This window comes from Priestia endophytica DSM 13796, from assembly GCF_900115845.1.
In the GTDB taxonomy this organism is placed as follows: domain Bacteria; phylum Bacillota; class Bacilli; order Bacillales; family Bacillaceae_H; genus Bacillus_I; species Bacillus_I endophytica.
Genome location: NZ_FOXX01000032.1, coordinates 1 through 18,680, shown reverse-complemented (window position 1 = coordinate 18,680; position 18,680 = coordinate 1). Strand labels below are relative to the sequence as shown.

At 34.1% G+C, this 18,680-nt stretch carries 21 protein-coding genes; 14 read left to right on the top strand and 7 right to left on the bottom strand.

The features are described 5' to 3' along the window. The first annotated feature begins 34 nt into the window (after window positions 1-34). Both BM012_RS25405 and BM012_RS26705 read left to right on the top strand, forming a co-directional pair. Window positions 35-331, top strand: a complete 297-nt coding sequence (locus tag BM012_RS25405; RefSeq protein WP_074842937.1) for a transposase — start codon at window positions 35-37, stop codon at window positions 329-331. Window positions 332-339: 8 nt separating this feature from the next. After that, window positions 340-777, top strand: coding sequence for an IS3 family transposase (locus BM012_RS26705; protein WP_061806096.1), 438 nt, complete (start codon window positions 340-342; stop codon window positions 775-777). Here the strand turns inward: BM012_RS26705 and BM012_RS27145 are convergent. From BM012_RS27145 to BM012_RS25385, 4 genes are all read right to left on the bottom strand, one after another. After that, entirely contained in the window at window positions 774-896 is a 123-nt protein-coding gene (locus BM012_RS27145; protein ID WP_268801497.1) for a hypothetical protein, read from the bottom strand. The genes BM012_RS26705 and BM012_RS27145 overlap by 4 nt on opposite strands. A gap of 538 nt (window positions 897-1,434) precedes the next feature. Continuing rightward, complete coding sequence (locus BM012_RS25395) at window positions 1,435-2,232, bottom strand: amidohydrolase family protein (protein WP_061806097.1); 798 nt, start codon at window positions 2,230-2,232, stop codon at window positions 1,435-1,437. 1 nt (window position 2,233) lies between these two features. Further along, the gene (locus tag BM012_RS25390; protein WP_061806098.1) at window positions 2,234-2,647 is read right to left on the bottom strand and encodes a carboxymuconolactone decarboxylase family protein; all 414 of its coding nucleotides are present in this window, start codon (window positions 2,645-2,647) and stop codon (window positions 2,234-2,236) included. Beyond that, window positions 2,647-3,876 carry an MFS transporter gene (locus BM012_RS25385; RefSeq protein ID WP_061806099.1) on the bottom strand — a complete coding sequence of 410 codons (1,230 nt, stop codon included), beginning with the start codon at window positions 3,874-3,876 and terminating at the stop codon, window positions 2,647-2,649. The genes BM012_RS25390 and BM012_RS25385 overlap by 1 nt, the downstream gene beginning before the upstream one ends. A gap of 104 nt (window positions 3,877-3,980) precedes the next feature. On the opposite strand from BM012_RS25385, the gene BM012_RS25380 reads away from it, so the two are divergent. The 3 genes from BM012_RS25380 (at window position 3,981) to BM012_RS25370 (ending at window position 6,993) form a co-directional block, all read left to right on the top strand. Next, window positions 3,981-4,814 carry a helix-turn-helix transcriptional regulator gene (locus BM012_RS25380; RefSeq protein WP_061806100.1) on the top strand — a complete coding sequence of 278 codons (834 nt, stop codon included), beginning with the start codon at window positions 3,981-3,983 and terminating at the stop codon, window positions 4,812-4,814. Window positions 4,815-5,525: 711 nt separating this feature from the next. Next, window positions 5,526-6,497, top strand: a complete 972-nt coding sequence (locus tag BM012_RS25375; RefSeq protein WP_061806101.1) for an HD domain-containing protein — start codon at window positions 5,526-5,528, stop codon at window positions 6,495-6,497. A gap of 148 nt (window positions 6,498-6,645) precedes the next feature. Then, window positions 6,646-6,993, top strand: coding sequence for a cupin domain-containing protein (locus BM012_RS25370; protein WP_061806102.1), 348 nt, complete (start codon window positions 6,646-6,648; stop codon window positions 6,991-6,993). A gap of 176 nt (window positions 6,994-7,169) precedes the next feature. Here the strand turns inward: BM012_RS25370 and BM012_RS25365 are convergent, their stop codons facing one another. Genes BM012_RS25365 through BM012_RS25355 form a run of 3 tightly spaced genes read right to left on the bottom strand, consistent with a single transcriptional unit; the run spans window position 7,170 to window position 9,104 of the window. Further along, window positions 7,170-7,967: an ABC transporter permease gene (locus BM012_RS25365; protein ID WP_061806103.1), complete on the bottom strand. Its 798-nt coding sequence runs from the start codon at window positions 7,965-7,967 to the stop codon at window positions 7,170-7,172. Then, the gene (locus tag BM012_RS25360) at window positions 7,964-8,869 is read right to left on the bottom strand and encodes an ABC transporter ATP-binding protein (RefSeq protein WP_061806115.1); all 906 of its coding nucleotides are present in this window, start codon (window positions 8,867-8,869) and stop codon (window positions 7,964-7,966) included. The genes BM012_RS25365 and BM012_RS25360 overlap by 4 nt, the downstream gene beginning before the upstream one ends. Next, complete coding sequence (locus tag BM012_RS25355; RefSeq protein WP_061806104.1) at window positions 8,853-9,104, bottom strand: PLD nuclease N-terminal domain-containing protein; 252 nt, start codon at window positions 9,102-9,104, stop codon at window positions 8,853-8,855. Before BM012_RS25355 ends, BM012_RS25360 begins: the two co-directional genes overlap by 17 nt. A gap of 125 nt (window positions 9,105-9,229) precedes the next feature. Here BM012_RS25355 and BM012_RS25350 point away from each other — a divergent pair, with 125 nt between their 5' ends. The 9 genes from BM012_RS25350 to BM012_RS25305 all read left to right on the top strand — a co-directional run bounded on the left by BM012_RS25350 (window position 9,230) and on the right by BM012_RS25305 (window position 18,636). After that, the gene (locus BM012_RS25350; protein ID WP_061806105.1) at window positions 9,230-9,775 is read left to right on the top strand and encodes a transcriptional regulator; all 546 of its coding nucleotides are present in this window, start codon (window positions 9,230-9,232) and stop codon (window positions 9,773-9,775) included. 232 nt (window positions 9,776-10,007) lie between these two features. Next, window positions 10,008-10,406 carry a MerR family transcriptional regulator gene (locus tag BM012_RS25345; protein WP_061806106.1) on the top strand — a complete coding sequence of 133 codons (399 nt, stop codon included), beginning with the start codon at window positions 10,008-10,010 and terminating at the stop codon, window positions 10,404-10,406. A 10-nt stretch (window positions 10,407-10,416) separates the two neighbouring features. After that, entirely contained in the window at window positions 10,417-11,307 is an 891-nt protein-coding gene (locus tag BM012_RS25340; RefSeq protein WP_061806116.1) for a DMT family transporter, read from the top strand. Between the two features lie 255 nt (window positions 11,308-11,562). Then, window positions 11,563-13,188, top strand: coding sequence for a nickel ABC transporter substrate-binding protein (nikA, locus tag BM012_RS25335; protein ID WP_061806107.1), 1,626 nt, complete (start codon window positions 11,563-11,565; stop codon window positions 13,186-13,188). 16 nt (window positions 13,189-13,204) lie between these two features. After that, the gene (gene nikB, locus BM012_RS25330) at window positions 13,205-14,149 is read left to right on the top strand and encodes a nickel ABC transporter permease subunit NikB (RefSeq protein ID WP_061806108.1); all 945 of its coding nucleotides are present in this window, start codon (window positions 13,205-13,207) and stop codon (window positions 14,147-14,149) included. Then, window positions 14,146-14,979, top strand: coding sequence for a nickel ABC transporter permease subunit NikC (gene nikC / locus BM012_RS25325; protein ID WP_061806109.1), 834 nt, complete (start codon window positions 14,146-14,148; stop codon window positions 14,977-14,979). The genes nikB and nikC overlap by 4 nt, the downstream gene beginning before the upstream one ends. A gap of 16 nt (window positions 14,980-14,995) precedes the next feature. After that, entirely contained in the window at window positions 14,996-15,823 is an 828-nt protein-coding gene (gene nikD, locus BM012_RS25320) for a nickel import ATP-binding protein NikD (protein WP_082802665.1), read from the top strand. Window positions 15,824-15,855: 32 nt separating this feature from the next. Further along, window positions 15,856-16,677 (top strand): nickel import ATP-binding protein NikE, encoded by an 822-nt coding sequence (gene nikE / locus BM012_RS25315; protein WP_061806111.1) that lies wholly within the window; start codon window positions 15,856-15,858, stop codon window positions 16,675-16,677. Window positions 16,678-17,485: 808 nt separating this feature from the next. After that, a protein-coding gene (locus BM012_RS25305) for an IS3 family transposase (protein WP_139210290.1) occupies window positions 17,486-18,636 on the top strand; the annotation gives its coding sequence in 2 pieces (ribosomal slippage) (window positions 17,486-17,726 and window positions 17,726-18,636; 1,152 coding nt in all). Window positions 18,637-18,680: the final 44 nt, after the last annotated feature.

Here is an 18,680-nt window from a genome sequence, read left to right as displayed (position 1 = left end):
CCTTTATTCTATCTACTACGGAGGGGATTTTTTTATGGGTAAAACTAATAGAACGTATGACCTAAAAACGAAGAGAAAAGCAGTAGACTTATATCTGAAAGAAGAAATGGAGTATAAAACGATTGCGAAGAAGTTAGAAATTGATGTTGCCATCATCTATCGATGGGTGAAGCACTTTCAAGCTGAGGGACTAAAAGGGCTCGAAGAAAAACGTGGAAAAGCAAAAGGGGTTGGTAAGGGAAGACCCACTACTCAACTTGAAACAACAGAGACCAAACTGAAACGATTGGAAGCAGAAAATGCACTCTTAAAAAAGTTCTTAGGAAAATGAAAGGAGGAATGGAAGAACGACCAGCACGGGAGAGATATAAGGGAATTCAAGAGCTCACACATCAATATCCTGTTCAACTCTTGTGTGACCTAGCTCGTGTCTCTCGAAGTGGGTATTATAAATGGATCAAACGACAAACAAGCCCTTCTCCCAAACAGTTAGAGGATCAAAATATCCAGGAAAAGATCAGAGAATGTCATACAAGAATGAAGGGGATTTATGGGTATCAAAGGGTTTTAATCTGGCTAAGGCGTGTGTACAACTTACATATAAATCATAAACGTGTACAGCGCCTCATGCGTGAGATGGGGATTCGTGCAGTTATTCGGAGAAAGCGTCCTTACTATGGCCAAAAGGAGAAGTATGTCGTTTCACAAAATCATTTGAACAGACAGTTCAAAGCGTCACAGCCAAAGAGGATAAGGTGCTCTTTAAATATGCACTAGCATTTTTCTTTCATGCTGATCATTGTGTCCATCATTGATGTCATCATTTCATCGCACTCTTGCATTTTAGACATCATTTGATTCATGTCCATATTCATTTCCATAAACATTTGTTCCATTTTACATTCCTCCAGATAGATAAATTTGGTTTGAATAAAAAGGAAATAAAAAAGCGCATAAAAAGTTTCTCAAATGTACTTGATAATTGATTTGTTGCAAAAACATGGGAATACCTGATTATGCAAATCAAATTACCATTATACTTTAGAACTTTTTAGCGCTTCTTGTCATCAAGTCAGCTTTTCCTTTTTTACCCAATGTTAATTATAATAGAAGTAATTTATTACTTTCAATATATCCCTTTACTATTTTACTTATATTTAACAATTTTCCTTTTATTTAACATAATCATCTATTCCGTTTCGATAAAATACCCTAGAGTTCAATAGGATTCTAGGGAAGATTAGTTGCTGATAAAAATGGTTATAAGATGTTCAACTTTTTTCCGCTAAGGGGTGTTATGTGAACTAAGAATATGGAGGTTATACATAGTCCTAAAACCTTTATCTCATCTAGTAAATCAATTTCCCATCTCTATATCACGTAAATATTCATATAAAAATTCTGAAAAAGTTCATTGACTAAACTTTTCAGGATTTAAATTTGTAATTTTAGAAGAGTTTGAATGTTCCCTCCCAAAACTCTGTTTGCAATTTCCTGACTTGTTGTATGACGTTCTATAGCTTGTATATTTAAGAATGGATCTCCATAAGGAAAATCTGAACTAAATAAAGTTCTTTCAGGTATTTCCTTTATAGCCAAAGATAACGCATAAGTTGTGTAAAACGCAGATATATCTAAGTAAGCATTTTCAGCTCTTTTGATTAATTCAATGGTTTGTAACCAATGAATCCCTCCCATATGCCCGTATATAACTGGTACGTTTTCATATTTTTGAGTGAGGAGAAACAATTCTTGAATATCCTTTAAACTTAAGGGATGAAAGGTATGTACCCAGATAGGTAAAGAATCATAATCACTAGCTGCTTTAAATATAGGTTCTAGCAGTTGGATTTGACCTGTACCAAGAGTGAATTCTCCAAGGCCTTTCATTTTGTATTGTTTAATCAGTTTCTCTATCCATTCATTTAGTTTCGGGTCATTGGGGGAATAAGAAAGAGGAACCGAACCAAATCCAACAAAGCGATCAGGATGTTGTTTAATAGAAGTACTTAACTCTTCAAGAGCATTTAAGCGTGCTTCTATAGGATTTACCTCATTATTTAAAATTTGATTTAACTTATCCATTTCTGTTATAAACTCTTTATAATTATTAATTTTTTCTGGATGAACAAGAGTAGAAAACAATACCGTTTTGTCTATTCCACTCTTATCCATCATTTTAATATGATTCTCTATAGGCAAAACCACATGAGCATGACTATCAATAATCATTTTATTTCTCCTTTTTATTTAAAAGATTCTTTTCTCTTCTTTCAGAAAACACTTCATTCGCTACGGTTAAAATGGTGTTTAGAGCTACAGGGAACCCGGCGTAGATTAACATCTGCAACATAGCTTCTAAAATTTCTTTTTCTGTCCATCCAACATTCAAAGCTCCATTAATATAGAATTTTAACTGTTCCGTATTTCCTAACGCAGTTAGGCCAGCTACTGTAGCAAGAAGGCGAGACTTTAAATCCAATCCAGGCCTAGAAAAGATTTGACCATAATTAAACTCTACAGCTAATGTTCCTAAATCAGGTAAAACTGAACTTTCGAAGCTATTCACTATATCCTTGTAGTTTTCTGGATCTATTTTAGCTAATACCTCTAGTCCTCGTTTGAAGTTGTCTGTATGTTTATCCATTAAATATTCCTTCCCTTCTTACCCCTTAGACTTTTTACGTTTCTTTCAGGAGTTTTGCTTTTTATTAACGAACTAAAACTAATTGTAATCATGAGGATTGCCACCGCACATACTCCATGCCATTGCCATTTACTCCAAGCAAGTAAACCTATATAAGATCCTAGAGATCCTCCTAAGAACGTAGAAACCATATATAATCCATTCAATCTACTTCTTTTCTCCACTTCTAATTGAAAAATATTAAACTGGCAGGCAACTTGATTCGCTTGTGTTCCTACAGTTATTAAAAGGGCACCTAAAATTAATCCAGGTAACCAGTATCCTAACCATGTTAGAGCTATAAAGGCGAGTAAAGAAGTAGACATACATAAAAAACTCGCAACCTTTGCTCCCTTTCTATCAATTAAGCGACCGATAATTGGTGTAGCAAAAGCTCCAGCTATTCCAACTAATCCTATCAATCCGGCCATTGCACTCCCATATGAATAAGGAGAGGTATGTAATAAAAAGACGAGAGTGGTCCAAAATGCGCTAAAAGAACCAAACATCATTCCCTGACTCAAGCATGATTTTTGGAGTACCTTTTCTTTTATAAATAAGGGTCCTAAAGATAGTAGTAAATTTTTATAATTAATTACATTAGTTCCTTTACTCTTTGGAAGATATACTGTAACTAAGAAAATCATAAGGAGTGTAGCTGTAGCAGCAGTCCAATAAACAACTCGCCATCCAAAATGAGCATCTATAAAGCCACTAATAAACCGAGCTCCTAAAATTCCACAAACTAAGCCAATGGCTACATTTCCTAAAACCTTTCCCCTATTATCGTCTGAGGCTAGATTAGCAGCCAAAGGGACAATAATTTGAGGGATAATAGTAACCACTCCTAAAGTTAAACTTGCAATCATTATCCATGTTCTGTTGATGGATAAAGCATTTAAAGCTAGAACGATACATACAACGAATAATAAAATCAGAATCAACTTTTTTCTTTCAAACATGTCACCTAAAGGTACTAACAAAAGGTTACCCAATGCATATCCTATTTGAGTTAAGGTAGCTATAATTCCTATACTAGCTGCAGAAGCATGAAAAGTGGTTGACATACTAACTAAAAGGGTTTGATTTAAGTAGACATTAGCTACTGTGAACCCACAAACTATAGCCATTAAAAGAACTAAGCCTCTGGATACATAATAAGATGTTCCTTCACTACTTTTTAAATTCATGTCCTTCGCCTCCTTTATTTAGATAATAAAATAAGGATTATAATGGTAATAGGAGTGTGTTTATACTATTATTAAAAGTACTACTTATAAGAGGGAGTAACAGTATGTTAGGTGATAAAGAAAGAAGAAGGGAATTAGGAGACTTTTTGAAGGTAAGGAGGGCACGCATGTCCCCACAAGACTTTAATTTACCCGTTGGCCCGAGGAGAAAAGCGAAGGGCCTACGTAGAGAAGAGGTTTCTCAACTAGCAGGAATCGGAATAACCTGGTATACATGGTTAGAACAAGGTCGAGACATACAAGTATCTTCGGAAGTATTAGAGTCTATATCACGTGTTTTTAAATTAAATAAAGCGGAAAAAGAGCATCTATTTTTATTAGGAAATCAGCCACTTCCATCTATAACAGTACAAAGTGGTATGGAGAATATCGATCGTGTTATAAAAAAATTATTAAGCCAATTAGAACATTGTCCTACCTATGTAACAGATGAAAAACTAAACATAGTAAGCTGGAACAAGGCTGCTGTTATGGTTTTTGGTGATTTTTATAAAATGGATGAACGGAATCGTAATGCAGTATGGCGCTGTTTCACTTCTAAAGAATACCAAAAGCTTTTTCTTAATTGGGAAGACCATGCTCAACGATTAATTGCTCAATTTCGTTTAGCCTACACACGTTTCGTAGGAGATGAGTGGTTTAAGATTATGATTAGAGAACTAACTGAGAAGAGTCCCCAATTCGGTAAGTGGTGGTCTAATCATGAAGTTCTGGGTACACCTTGTGGAAAGAAAACTCTTATACATCCCTTAGTGGGAGAGATGGTTATGGATCATATCACTCTTCAAGTGTACGATGCGCCCGAATTGAAATTAACCATTTACCAACCCCGCCAAGAGAAAGAAACAGAAGAAAAGATGAAGGAATTATTAAGTTAATTGGCAATGTAAAGTGTATTCATTTTAACTATGAAAAACTTATATCAAACTCTATATGTCTCAAAAAACAGAGTTTTTGAGATGAATAGTATTAGATTCCCCATTCTATTAGGTCATCCAATATATATAAGGAACATAAGAAAGACCGTTATCAAATATGGATAACGGTCTTTTAACCTTTTCTACTTATTTGTTAAAAAAAGGATTTAATCAGAATGATTTTAACTTGTTCAGCTTTTCTTTTCTTCCTATTTCTCCTATAACCTGAATAAGTACCTCCAAATATTGCAACAAACATAGCAATCCAAATTCCAATCCAAACAGACATCTTATTAAATCTCTCATTAGAATTAATTTCTCAGTTATTACATGCTAAATTATTACCCTTAATTAAAATCTCATAAAAAGTAACTAATCGCTTTTTATTCAAATTTTGTACTGGTTATGAAAAAATACAGAAAGGAGATAACTGGTAGTGGTTTATTACGTCCGTAAAAGTATAACTATGTGAAAAGAAAAAGCACAAGCTCGTTGGTAATCAACAGGTTTGTGCTTTTTTACTACTTCTAACATGTTTTATGTTAACTAGTATAGCATTCATATGAAACCCTTATTTATATATGCTTCTATTGTTACAATGAGGGAAGAAAGAATAAAGAGTCTTGGTAAACTTAAATCAAGAGATTAAGGAAAGGTAGGTTATTCAGTTTTATGAGAATTAATGATGCTCTGTATGGTTTTTTTATCTTGGAACCAGTTTTGGTAGAACTAATACAAACTAAACCTGTTCAAAGACTTAAAAATATTCATCAAGGAGGAGCAAGTTATTTAGTAAATCCCCATTGGAATGTCACCAGATTTGAGCATTCTATTGGAGTTATGTTATTAATAAAAAAATTGGGTGGTTCTATAGAAGAACAAATCGCTGGTTTATTACATGATATCTCCCATACAGCCTTTTCACATGTTATAGATTTTGTTCTAAATAATGAAGAACAGGATTTTCATGACAAAATTTTTGAAAAAACGATTCAATCATCAGAAATACCTTTTGTTTTACAAAAGCATGGATTTGATCTTTTATCTATATTGCCTATTGAGAAATGGCCCTTGTTAGAACAACCGCTTCCTTTGCTGTGTGCAGACCGAATTGATTATACCTTACGTGATTTATCTACATATAATATGATTTCTTTAGATGATGCTTCTGAATTTATAGATAAATTAAGAGTAATTGATGAAAAAATTTGTTTGGAAACGATTGAGGCAGCAGAATGGTTTGTTAAGGCATATTACACAGAGGTGATTGACTTCTTTCTTCACCCATTGAATGTATACGGATATGCAATGTTAACAGATATATTAAAATTAGCAATAGACAAGCAAATTGTTTACTTTGAGGACCTATTATTAGATGATTCAACGGTTTGGAAGAAGTTAATTGATAGTAAGGACCATGAAGTACTGCAAAAAATAAAAGATATGAGTAGAAATGTAATAAGTGATGAGAAAAATTATGACATACACCAAAAGAAAAAGGTTCGAATTATTGATCCGTTAGTAATAGTAGAAAATGTACAAACGAAGGCAGCGAGCGAGCTCTCTAATAAAGTAATAGAATTAAATCAACATGCTTTAGAAACGTCTTTAAAAGGAACATATATTAGAATTCTTAATAAATAGTCCGGGGAAAAGAATCTTATTTGAATTAGATAAGATTCTTTTTATATGCTGATAATTAATATTATGGTAACTAGAAATGTATAGGATATACCCAATGGTAAATGTAGTAAAATAAAGGAGAATACTAAAATGGTAAAGGGGAATGGAAATGATAGAGAAAGTAGATTTAGAAAAGGTTAACCTCCAGGAAATCACAAAGAATATTAAAGATCAACATGTAAATTTTGCTGTGTCTAATGTCAATAATCACTGTCTTCGTATTGCCGTATTTTCAGGTGAATACAAGTGGCATTACCATTCTAATTCTGATGAACTATTTACGGTTTTAGAAGGTGAGTTGTTCATTGACTTCGAAAATAAGGATACCATCGTTTTAAAACCAAATGATACATTGCTTATCCCAGCTGGAACTGTACATAGAACGAGAGCTAAACAAAGAACAGTAAACCTCTGTTTTGAAGATAAAAACGCTGATACTATAATTATTGATAAGTGAAAAATAACATAAACATTGCAAAAGACATTTAAGATGATTCTTAAATGTCTTTTGTATATACAAAGATAAATGCTGATAATATAGGTTATGTGAATTAGAAAAAATGTTAATTTCTGATTCGGATGAGATTACTCATGGGTAACTCTATAACTGTAAATTTATTTCTAAATTATGAGTTAATTAACTGCTTCATAATTAAACTTTTTATGAGAAATCCAATAGCTTGTTACTAGAAGGATCACTATAATCCATGCAAGTGTGAATAGTATATTACCAGTTGTGTGTAGATTCATAGATTCTGTCATTAATATTTCCATTGCCTGTTTACTCATGCTGGCCGGATTTATCAAATCTGTTATAGGACTCAAGCCAACTATGATTCTACATCCTATAAGGAAAACAATTGAGATTAGAGCAATAATTCCTTGACTGTAAAAAATAGTGCTGATCATCATTACGAAAGAAACGATAAACAGAACCCATATTAGATAAAATAGTAGGGCAATAACTGGGTACCACAATGGAATACTAGTAAATAGATAATAAACATAAAGAGCAGAAGCAAAAAATCCAATACCTACACTAAATGCTACTATTAAATAATTTGCGATGATTTTTCCACCTATATACGAAGTACTCGTAACAGGTCTTGTTAGAATGAAAGATAGCATCCCATTTGCTTTATCAGTTTGAATAATACCCATTATCGAGATGACGATAATAATGATTCCAAGTTGGTCAAATTGAGAGCCTAAAGTGCTTGCTAGTACTTCACCACCTTTTTGATCCGTCATACTTGGATTGATTGTAATTTCTTGCCCACCACCTAATGCTTCTAAAATGGATGGTAAGTAATACGTTATCACTGGTTGAGTCATTCCTAAAAAGATAAAAACAATGGGTAGCCAAATCATTTTAAAATCGCGTGCCATTTGAACAAATTCTTTTTTCAATAAGATGATTAGATTATTCATTTCTCCACCACCATTTTTAAAAACATGTCTTCTAGAGTATCGTTATACATTTGGAATTTTATAATGTCCACATTATAATCAAGGGCATGTTTGAGTAATAAGGTTTTGTTTTTTTCTAGGTTACGAACTTCGACCTTGACTTTATTTCCAGTGACCTCTATATCTTTCACATAAGATAAGTTTTTGGCCACATTAATCCATTCGAAATCTTTTAGTGTAATTTCCAAGCTTAATTTACTTTTACTATTACGTTTTAATAGTTCTCTAATCGTAGTGTCTTCAATTTTCATTCCATCTTTTATAATTACAAATCTATCACATATCTCTTCGACATCACTGAGTATATGAGTTGATAATAAAACAGTGGTATCTTTCTTTATATTCTCGATTAGGTTTAGCACTTCTCTTCGACCAATTGGATCTAAGGCAGATACGGGTTCATCCATAATAATAAGTGAAGGCTTATGTAGGAGAGCCTGTGCAATACCAAGTCGTTGTTTCATCCCGCCAGAAAATGTACTAACTTTTAAGTCTTCCGTACCGTCGAGTCCAACTTTTATCAAAATATTTGAGATTGACTTTGTTAATTCTGCTTTTTTTAATCCAGAAAGCTGTCCCATAAACATAAGCGTTTCCTTTGCTGTCATCCAAGGAAAAAAATTAGGGTATTGTGGTAGGTAACCAATCTCTCTCTTCATTTTCGATACGTTCTTTCCATTTAGTAAAACTTCTCCTTCACTTGAACTAATAATATCGGCAATGATTTTGATTAAAGTTGATTTTCCTGCTCCATTTGGTCCAATCAACCCTAAACATTCTCCGGAATGTAGTTCCATGGAGAAATTACTTACAGCAACTCTTCCCTTAAATGATTTTGTAACGTTTCTAATCTCTAGTTTCAAATTTCTCACGATCCTTTCTTCCTATAGCAAAGTACAGAATAGGGCCCAATGTATTGACAAAGAGAATAATCATTACCCAAATTCGTATATGTTCTCTTGTTTTCCTGTATCTGTATAAATCTATGAATGCAATTAAAACTAAGATTGTACCCACTATGATAATCGGTAAGATAATCGGTAAAATAGCCATAAAATCAATGTCTTTAAGATCATCTAGTCCATAGTGTAGCTTCATTTTTATCACTCCTTTTTAATTTCAATCTCATTATTGATAATGATAACAGAGGGTAGTGGCTCATTGCAATCTTTATTCTCATTATTTATAATGAGAATAAAGATTTCGAATAGTTAGGTGATAGGATGAAAAATAAAGTAGAAGTACTAATGCACCCAGTGAGAATGAAGATTTGTCAATCATTAATGAGGAATAAGGAAAATGGATTGACACCATTAGAAATGGTGGAAGTTATTAAGGAAGTTCCTAGAGCAACTCTATATAGGCATATACAGGTTATGGTTGACTCAGGAATCTTACGTGTAATCAAAGAGAAGAAAGTAAAATCTGTTTCCGAGAAATATTATGCTTTAAATGAAAAAGAAGCATTACTTAACGGAGACGAATGGAAAAAAGTCACTAGTAAAGAGAAATTAGACTATGTTTCTTACTACCAAGTATTGCTTATGACACAATACCAAAGTTATCTTAAGAAATTGGAAGAACAGAATAGCAAGGAGGATGGTGCTACTTTCTCTGTAGTAGAATTGAAAATAGATGAGGAACACTTTATCAATTTTCAAAACGAATTAAATAACTTAATGAACAAATATTATGATATGACACTTAATAAGAGTACAAAAGATACTCCAGTTCGCACCATTGCCCTTACCATTATTCCGGATGCCTAAATATATTAATTTTATACAGGCACTAGAGGGTTTTCATCATACAAAAAGCCAGTGTTTTCAAATTATTGAAACACTGGCTTTTTGTAATACGTCTATTTCTATTTATGCTTTTCTATGTAAATTAAATATGAAGGCTCGGAGAAATTCTGAGTCTTTTTTTATTATTTATAAATTAATCATTGACTTAGAGTTAAGTCCAAGTTGTAACATGTAAAGAAAGGAGGAAACGGAAATGTATAGTATATCAGAAGTAGCTATAAAAACAGGGTTCACAGCTCACACTTTACGTTATTATGAAAAGATTGGTCTATTATCTTCGCCCTTAAGAAAAGGTGGAAAGAGAAGGTATACAGAAGGTGAAATTCGCCTGCTCAAATTTATGAAAATATTAAAGCAAACAGGGATGTCTTTAGATGAGATTCAAGAATTTTTAAAGGATGGGTGCCTTCTAGAAAATATCGATTCTACTGACATACAAATAAAAAAGCCCCAAACTAGATCAGATATTTTAAAGAAACATCTACGCCTTTTAGAAGAGCAAAAACAGGAGATTGAAACCGTTATGAATGTGACGAAGGAGAAATTAGAGACATACGAAACGATGATTGGGGGCTTAAAAAGTGAAGAGTAAGATATATCTTATGTTAATAGGCTTCGCAGTATTTACAGGTGCTACTTTCAACTTAGCTAAGTACTCGGTTCACTATTTCTCAGCTGCAAGTGCTGCAGCATGGCGATTTGGTATCGCTGCATTGGTTATGATCCTTATCTTGGGATGGCAAAAACAAATCAAGCTAAAGATCATTAAAGATTATTGGAAAATGTACATCTTGCTTGGTATTGTAGGAATCTTTGGATTCAATACCTTTTTCTTTTTAGGAATGCAATATACTGCTCCTTTAAACGGGGCACTGATTATGGGGACTAATCCTCTGGTAACTGCACTTTTTGCTTATTTTATTTTAAAGAATCCGATTACCAAACAACAGTTTCTTGGCATATTCTTTGCTTTAGTAGGTGTTATTCTTGTACTTACTCAAGGTTCATTAGAAATTGTTCAAACATTATCTATTTCTAAAGGTGATTTACTGATCTTATCAGGGAATGTGTGTTGGGCCTTATACGGTATATTAGGAAGAAAATATTTAAAGGGTAGTTCTTCCATGGAGACCACTACTTATACGATGATAATGGGCTCTCTTTGCCTTATCGTATTAACATTCTTTTTACCAAGTCCTCAGCCCTTATCTCATGTTACAGTGTTAGCTTGGGGAGCTATTCTCTTCATGGCTCTATTTACAAGTGTATTAGGCTACCTTTGGTGGAATAAAGGTATGGCGACTATTGGTGCAAGTAACACGTCTTTATTTTTCAATTTGGTTCCCGTAGTCACTATGATGCTCTCTATTCTAACCGGGGCTCCGGTTTCATTACCTCAAGTCATAGGTACATGTTTAGTTATTTTGGGTGTTTTAACGGCTTCTGGATTCTTACGATTAAGAAGAAAGCAAAAAGTTTCACCTTCAATATAAGAATAAATGAATAAAGACTATATAGAAAATATATAGTTTTTATTACTGCTGAGAATCAACATTATGTTGACTGATTCATCATAAATGAACTTTAGTGAGAAAAGTTTCTCAAAAACCTTCCACTTAATGGCCAAATTATATAATATACTAATTTTTCCCTCTCTTAATAAAGTTTCCAATAGTATATTGACACGGTTATGGATTCTACTTACAATTGAAAATGATTATCAACATCAAGTGAGAGGAGACATCAACATGTCTAAGGGGGAAAGTAATCTGAATATTTCGTTAATTATCTCTTTTATTTTAATTTTATCCTCGTTATTAGTTGGGTGTACAAATGCTAATAACGAGGAATCAACAACAAAAGGCCATCATGATAATATGATTACCATTGCTTGGCCAAGGGATGTGGGGGAAATGAATCCACATGTCTACAATCCTTCACAATTATTTGCTCAATCTATGGTATATGAACCACTAGTAAGCTATCAAGATGGAGGAGAGATAAAACCACAGCTAGCTAAATCATGGGAAATCTCTGATGATGGTAAAGTATACACCTTTCATCTGCGCCAAGGTGTGAAGTTCTCCGATGGAACAAATTTTAATGCAGAAATTGTGAAAAAGAATTTTGACGCCATTTTAAAGCATACTGAATTACATAGTTGGTTAGGATTCATTACAAAAATAGCTCGAACGGATGTAATTGACGAAAATACGTTTAAACTAACATTGACGGAACCATATTATCCAACTATTCAAGAGCTAGCTGTTGTTCGACCAGTTCGTTTCTTAGGTGAAGCTGGCTTCCCGAAGGATGGTGATACTTCAAAAGGTATCGCTAAGTCCGTAGGTACAGGACCTTGGATTTTAGACAAGTATAAAACTGACGAATATGCTATTTTTAAACGTAATGAAAATTATTGGGGCGAGCTTCCAAAAGTAGAAAAAATCAAAGTGAAAGTTATTCCAGATGCGGAAACGAGAGTACTCGCCTTTGAAAAAGGTGAGCTAGATTTGATTTATGGAGAAGGGGTTATTAGTCTAGATACTTTCAAACAATTAGAATCTACTGGTAAATATGAAACTAGTATTTCTGATCCAGTTGCTACAAGACAGCTTGTTATGAATACAAAAACAGAACAGCTTTCAGATGAACGCGTACGTCAAGCGCTACAGTATGGCTTTAACAAAGGAGCAATGGTGGAGGGAGTCACTTCAGGTTTAGAAGAGAAAGCAGATCATATTTTATCTACAAATTTACCTTATACTAAAGACATTGAGGTTAAGTCCGTTAAATATGATGTAGAAAAAGCGAAATCGTTACTAGATAAAGCCGGATGGAAACTTCCTAAAGGTAAAACAGTTCGCGAAAAAGACGGAAAGCCACTTGAAGTTGAACTGATGTATGATTCAGCAGAATCGATTCAAAAAGCAATGGCAGAAACTCTTCAAGCTGAATGGGCGACAATTGGTGTGAAATTAAACATTGTGGGCGTTGAATTAACAGAACAAGTTCAGCGATTTAAAGATAATAAATTCGACATTAATTTCTTTAGTAACTATGGTGCTCCTTATGATCCTCATACATTTTTAAACATTGTGGCATCAGAAGGATTTGGATTTAATGAGGCTATTTCAGCATATCCAAATAAAGATGAATTAATCAAACAAATGGTAAAGGTTCCTCAAACAACAGATGAGAAAGAACGCCAACAACTTTATTCATCTATTTTAAAATCGCTACAGGATCAAGGAGCTATTATTCCTATTTCTTACATCAAGAAAACAGCGATTTATCAAAAAGGTGTAAAGAATTTTAAATTCCCTGCTAATCGTGACGAGCATCCATTCACAGGAATTAGCATCAAAGAGTAAATAGCAGGAGGTTTTTATGGGCCATTATATACTGAAACGAGTTATGTCCATTATTCCAGTTTTTCTTCTGGCCGCCCTTCTCACGACTGGAATGATTCATCTTTCACCGGTGGATCCGGCTGAAGCTTATTTAACAGCAGCGCATATTCAGCCAACTGATGAGATTTTGGATCAGAAAAGACATGAGTTTGGTTTAGATCAACCATTCTTCATTCACTACGTAAATTCTATTATGAAGATATGCCAATTTGATTTTGGCATATCTTATGTTTCGAATAAGCCTGTTTTGGATGAGGTCATATATCGAATACCAGCGACCGTCCAGTTAGCTATAGGAAGTTTATTGATAGCAGTGCTCGTCAGTGTGCCTCTAGGATTTCTGGCGGGAATAAAGAGAAATAGCATTATTGATCATTTTAGTCGTTTACTTTCTTTTTTTGGAGCATCTATCCCCACTTTTTGGCTAGGTTATATATTAGTTTTTTTCTTCTCTGTTAAACTTAATCTTTTTCCAGTTGAAGGAATTGGGACATGGCAGCATCTTGTTTTACCTTCTATTACGCTAGCGCTTCCCTTAATAGCGATGTATACACGATTGTTACGTGCCAGCGTTCTTGAAAACTTACAAGAACCATATGTGCTATTTGCTCGAACAAGGGGAATTAAAGAAAAAATGATTATGACAAAACATGTTCTAAGAATGGCTATTCCTCCAATGATAACTGGACTGGGGATGAATCTTGGAAAACTACTTACGGGAACAATTATTGTTGAATCCGTTTTTTCTTGGCCTGGATTTGGCCGTTATTTTATTGAAGCGATTTTCAATCGCGATATACCTGTTATTCAGTGCTATGTCCTAATAGCAGCTAGTTTATTTATTCTTAGCAATTTAATGGTTGATCTTATTCAAATGTATATTGATCCGCGCATCTCTAGGAAAGAAGGACACCAGCGATGATAATAAGTATACGTAAGGTATTCAAAAATCAAAAAGTGATTCCGATATGTTCAATCATATTAGGCATTCTTTTTATCATCACTCTATTTGCTCCATGGATAGCGCCAAATGATCCCGTGGCTGTCAATTTAGCTTATAAACTGCAGCCTCCATCCTGGGATTATCCATTAGGAACCGATCATTTAGGAAGATGTAACTTATCACGTATTTTGTATGGGGCACGCATTTCATTAGGTTTTGCTATGCTCATTTTTATTTCATCATTAGTGATTGGTTTAATTGTTGGAACCTTGGCAGGATATAGAGGCGGATGGATCGATCATGTTTTAATGAGGTTTTGTGATGGTGTCATGGCTTTTCCGAGCCTTATTCTTATCCTCGGACTGGTTGGTATATTCGGACCTGGGCTGTCGCAAGTCATTTTAGCCCTGATGCTTGTGCAATGGGTCTATTACGCGAGAATGTTTCGAGGAATGGTACTTCGTTTAAAAGAACAGAACTTCATTGCGGCTGCGAAGATCAGTGGCTCTTCTCAATGGAAGGTTATTAAAAATCATATTATTCCAAATGTACTCCCTCCACTTGTCGTAATGGGAACATTAGAAATGGGATGGGCTATCATGGACATTTCTGCTATGTCGTTTCTTGGATTAGGAGTACAGTCTCCTACACCTGAATGGGGAACCATGATTCATGAAGGAAAATCATATATTCGAACGAATCCAGAACTAATGCTTTATCCAGGTCTGGTTATTATGCTTGTTATTGTTACATTCAATTTATTAGGTGAGGCGTTATCAGAACGTTACGGTGTCAAACGTCGTTTTTAAAAAGGAATGAAGAATGTTGGAAACAGAAGAGTCAACTGTGTTACAAGTTAGAGATTTACATGTACAGATAAAAAATAAAAATGGTATTACACCTCTTGTTCAAGGTATAAATCTTGAACTGAAACGAGGGAAAATACTTGGTCTTGTCGGGGAAAGTGGATGTGGCAAAACCCTTACAAGTATGTCTATTCTTCAGCTACTTAATCTGAAAACAACAATGATTGAAGGTAGCATAGCACTAAAAGGACGAGAACTGAACGGCTTAGCTGAGAAAGAAATGCGTAAGATTCGTGGCAAAGATATAGCCTTCATTATGCAGAATCCAATGAATGCTTTTACACCCGTTTTTACTATTGGACACCAATTTATTGAAACTATTCGCTCTCATACGCAATGGAATAAAAAACAAGCAACAGAACTTGCTATTGAGGCCATGCATCACGTGAATTTACCCAATCCTGCTAAGCTTTTAAAATACTATCCTTTTCAATTAAGTGGCGGGATGCTTCAGCGAGTAATGATCGCTATTGCAGCAAGTCTTCATCCAGCTATTATTATTGCTGATGAACCAACAACTGCACTTGATGTAAATAATCAAAAAAAAGTATTACGCCATTTAGATAAAATTCGCTCTGAATATGGTTCATCCATATTATTAATCTCTCATGATTTAGGAGTTATTGCTGAAATGGCAGATGAAGTAGCTGTTATGCAGCATGGAAGAATCGTAGAGAAAGCAGATGTGTTTCAACTATTTGATCATCCACAGCATGACTATACAAAGAAACTATTAAACGCACGCTCAATGCTACATTTAGATGAACCCATCATTGATTTAGTTTAATTTATGATGGGGGCTTTATAAGGGGTGAACAAGTGAGTTTATTACAGGTAAATGAAGTAACTCATAGTTATGGAGCTCGAACATTTTTTAAATGGAAAAATCATTCTAAAACAGTGCTTTCTGATATTTCCTTCTCTATTGAGGAAGGAACATGCTTAGGAATGCTCGGTACAAGTGGAGCTGGTAAAAGTACCTTAGGAAAAGTGATTCTTGGTTTAGAGCAACCACAATATGGGCAGATTTTCTTTCAAGGATATGATATTTATAAGGCAGACAAGCAAACCCGTCACAAAATCCGACGTGATCTCCAAGTTGTCTTTCAGGATTCATATTCATCTGTTAATCCCAGGATGACAGCTGAGCGTATTATCGCAGAGCCATTAAAAAACTATGAACAGTTAACCGTAACTGAACAAAAAAGAACTATTATTGAATTACTGGAAAGAGTAGGACTTAGTGAAAAGGACTTAAAAAAGTACCCTCATCAATTTAGTGGAGGTCAATTACAGAGGATCAATATTGCAAGGGCAATCTCATTAAAGCCAAAACTAATTATCTTAGACGAGGCTGTAAGTAGCTTGGATAGGGTGACTCAAACCCTTATTTTAGAATTACTAAGGGAATTAAAAGAAAATTTCGGGTTAGCATATCTTTTTATTACACATGATATCAAAGCTGCCTATACAATTAGCAACACATTAGGTGTATTAGAAAAAGGAAAGTTAATTGAGCTTTACGATTCAAAAAATCAGTTTCTCACTTCAGAAAACCCAGTAGTAAGAGAGATGAGAGGTTCAATACTTGCTGAACACCCTCGATTTCGTTCGATTGGGACAAGAGTTAGCCGTACTTAATATAAAAGTAGACCTAAAGGGCAAAAAAAAGCGTAAAACCGTTATTATTTAATGGGTTTACGCTTTTTTTACTACCTCTACTATGTTTTATGTAAACTACAATTATATAACCTATACATAACCTTTTTATATTAAAATGTAATGAAAAGAAGTAAATGAGCGACAAGGGGATTAATGGAGTAAATAGGTAATATTCCCCTATGTCTATAGTAGTTGTTGCAAAAAAATATCAATACATGTAGATTCTGATTGTGCATCTATCTTTTAATTTGGGCTCATTCTTTTACAGCAATTAAATAAGGCAGGGAAAAGAGATAAGGTAATATCTCGTCTCTTTTTATTAAAACTAACTTGTTGTATCTTGATTATTTTCAAAGCAGAGTATGTGTAACTTTCATCATCCATAACGACTTAAGAAGTGATAAATTTCTTTATGACCTTTAATGGTATCTTCTCTTATGTATTCAAGAAAACGATAATATATATTTATAATTTTAATTTTATCAATATAAAAATCTATATTACAATATAGATGTGAGCTAACTGACAGAGGTTTAAGGTAAGTGTTTGCCGTGCCCTTATCATGGCAGACTGTCGTAGGATGCTGTAGGCATTACTATGAGTACCTTAAACCTTTTTCTATTCTGAATTTTTTAATTCTCCTGTTTCCAAAATTTTGATATATAATGCATGTTTTTTTTTCTAATTCATTTAATCTTCATAACATAATTCTTCTTGGAGTTAGTATAGTTTCATGGACACAATTTTATTAAGTCCTTACAATTATTTTTGAGAGGATGTGTCCGAATTGAAACGTAAACCTACAGGTAAAAAGTATAATGACGATTTTAAGAAAATCATTGTGGATTTATATCATGCTGGAAACTCGGTAAAAGAATTAAGTAGCGAATATGGCGTATCAGAAGTAACAATCTATAAATGGGTGAAAGAATTTACACCTATCAGTTCAGAAAAAGGCTCTCTGACATCGAAAGAGTTAGCTGAGATTCAGAAAGAAAACCTTCGGTTAAAACAAGAACTAGACATTCTAAAAAAGGCTATGGCCATATTCGCGAAAAAGTAACAGAAACAGAGTTAAACCATTTTATTGAAAAACACAAAGGTCAATACTCTGTCCAAAAAATGTGCGAAGTACTAACGATTCCAAGAAGTAGCTACTATAGCTTCTTTAAAAAGACAGTGTCAAAGCGTGAACAGGAAAATCAGGAACTGACGAAAGAAATCCAACGGATTTATCTGAAAAGTAAAGCGCGTTATGGTGCTCCGAAAATTCATAAGACCTTATTAAGCAATGGGTTTTATCTTAGTCTAAAACGTGTTCAACGCTTAATGAGAAAGGCTGGCATCCGTTCCATTACGAAGAAAAAGTATCGTCCCTATCCGTCAAAAGAAAAGGTTGTTCAGCTGAATAATCTTTTAAAGCGAGATTTCTCTACCCAGACAATTAATGAGAAATGGGTGGCAGATATTACGTATATTCCTACCGTAAAAGATGGCTGGTGCTATTTAGCATCCGTATTAGATTTACACTCCAAAAAAATCGTTGGTTATTCTTTTTCACATTCCATGACGTCGGAGCTTGTGATAGAAGCCCTTCAAAACGCTTGCTTTTCCCAAAAGCCCCGTCAGGGCTTAATTCTTCATACCGATCTTGGCTCACAATACACCAGCAGTGAGTTTACTCAGTATGTCCAAGAACACAAAATCAAGCAGTCTTTTAGCCAGAAAGGCTGCCCTTATGACAATGCCTGTATGGAGTCGTTTCATGCCATATTAAAGAAAGAAGAAGTATATCATACACAATACACAAACTATTCAGCTGCAAAGTTAGCCATGTTTCAGTTTATAGAAGGCTGGTATAACCGTAATCGAATCCATAGTAGCCTCGGCTATCAAACTCCTCAAGCTATTGAGGATCAAATTAGAAAAACAGCTTAAGACTTAACTTTTTTGTGTCCAAATTATTGACTCAAATCCAATAC

What these genes read in the sequence shown, in the direction of transcription:
- BM012_RS25405 (WP_074842937.1), top strand. Translation starts at nt 35, where the DNA reads ATGGGTAAAACTAATAGAACGTATGACCTAAAAACGAAGAGAAAAGCA.
- BM012_RS26705 (WP_061806096.1), top strand. Translation starts at nt 340, where the DNA reads ATGGAAGAACGACCAGCACGGGAGAGATATAAGGGAATTCAAGAGCTC.
- BM012_RS27145 (WP_268801497.1), bottom strand. Translation starts at nt 896, where the DNA reads ATGGAACAAATGTTTATGGAAATGAATATGGACATGAATCAAATGATG.
- BM012_RS25395 (WP_061806097.1), bottom strand. Translation starts at nt 2,232, where the DNA reads ATGATTATTGATAGTCATGCTCATGTGGTTTTGCCTATAGAGAATCAT.
- BM012_RS25390 (WP_061806098.1), bottom strand. Translation starts at nt 2,647, where the DNA reads ATGGATAAACATACAGACAACTTCAAACGAGGACTAGAGGTATTAGCT.
- BM012_RS25385 (WP_061806099.1), bottom strand. Translation starts at nt 3,876, where the DNA reads ATGAATTTAAAAAGTAGTGAAGGAACATCTTATTATGTATCCAGAGGC.
- BM012_RS25380 (WP_061806100.1), top strand. Translation starts at nt 3,981, where the DNA reads ATGTTAGGTGATAAAGAAAGAAGAAGGGAATTAGGAGACTTTTTGAAG.
- BM012_RS25375 (WP_061806101.1), top strand. Translation starts at nt 5,526, where the DNA reads ATGAGAATTAATGATGCTCTGTATGGTTTTTTTATCTTGGAACCAGTT.
- BM012_RS25370 (WP_061806102.1), top strand. Translation starts at nt 6,646, where the DNA reads ATGATAGAGAAAGTAGATTTAGAAAAGGTTAACCTCCAGGAAATCACA.
- BM012_RS25365 (WP_061806103.1), bottom strand. Translation starts at nt 7,967, where the DNA reads ATGAATAATCTAATCATCTTATTGAAAAAAGAATTTGTTCAAATGGCA.
- BM012_RS25355 (WP_061806104.1), bottom strand. Translation starts at nt 9,104, where the DNA reads ATGAAGCTACACTATGGACTAGATGATCTTAAAGACATTGATTTTATG.
- BM012_RS25350 (WP_061806105.1), top strand. Translation starts at nt 9,230, where the DNA reads ATGAAAAATAAAGTAGAAGTACTAATGCACCCAGTGAGAATGAAGATT.
- BM012_RS25345 (WP_061806106.1), top strand. Translation starts at nt 10,008, where the DNA reads ATGTATAGTATATCAGAAGTAGCTATAAAAACAGGGTTCACAGCTCAC.
- BM012_RS25340 (WP_061806116.1), top strand. Translation starts at nt 10,417, where the DNA reads ATGTTAATAGGCTTCGCAGTATTTACAGGTGCTACTTTCAACTTAGCT.
- nikA (WP_061806107.1), top strand. Translation starts at nt 11,563, where the DNA reads ATGTCTAAGGGGGAAAGTAATCTGAATATTTCGTTAATTATCTCTTTT.
- nikB (WP_061806108.1), top strand. Translation starts at nt 13,205, where the DNA reads ATGGGCCATTATATACTGAAACGAGTTATGTCCATTATTCCAGTTTTT.
- nikC (WP_061806109.1), top strand. Translation starts at nt 14,146, where the DNA reads ATGATAATAAGTATACGTAAGGTATTCAAAAATCAAAAAGTGATTCCG.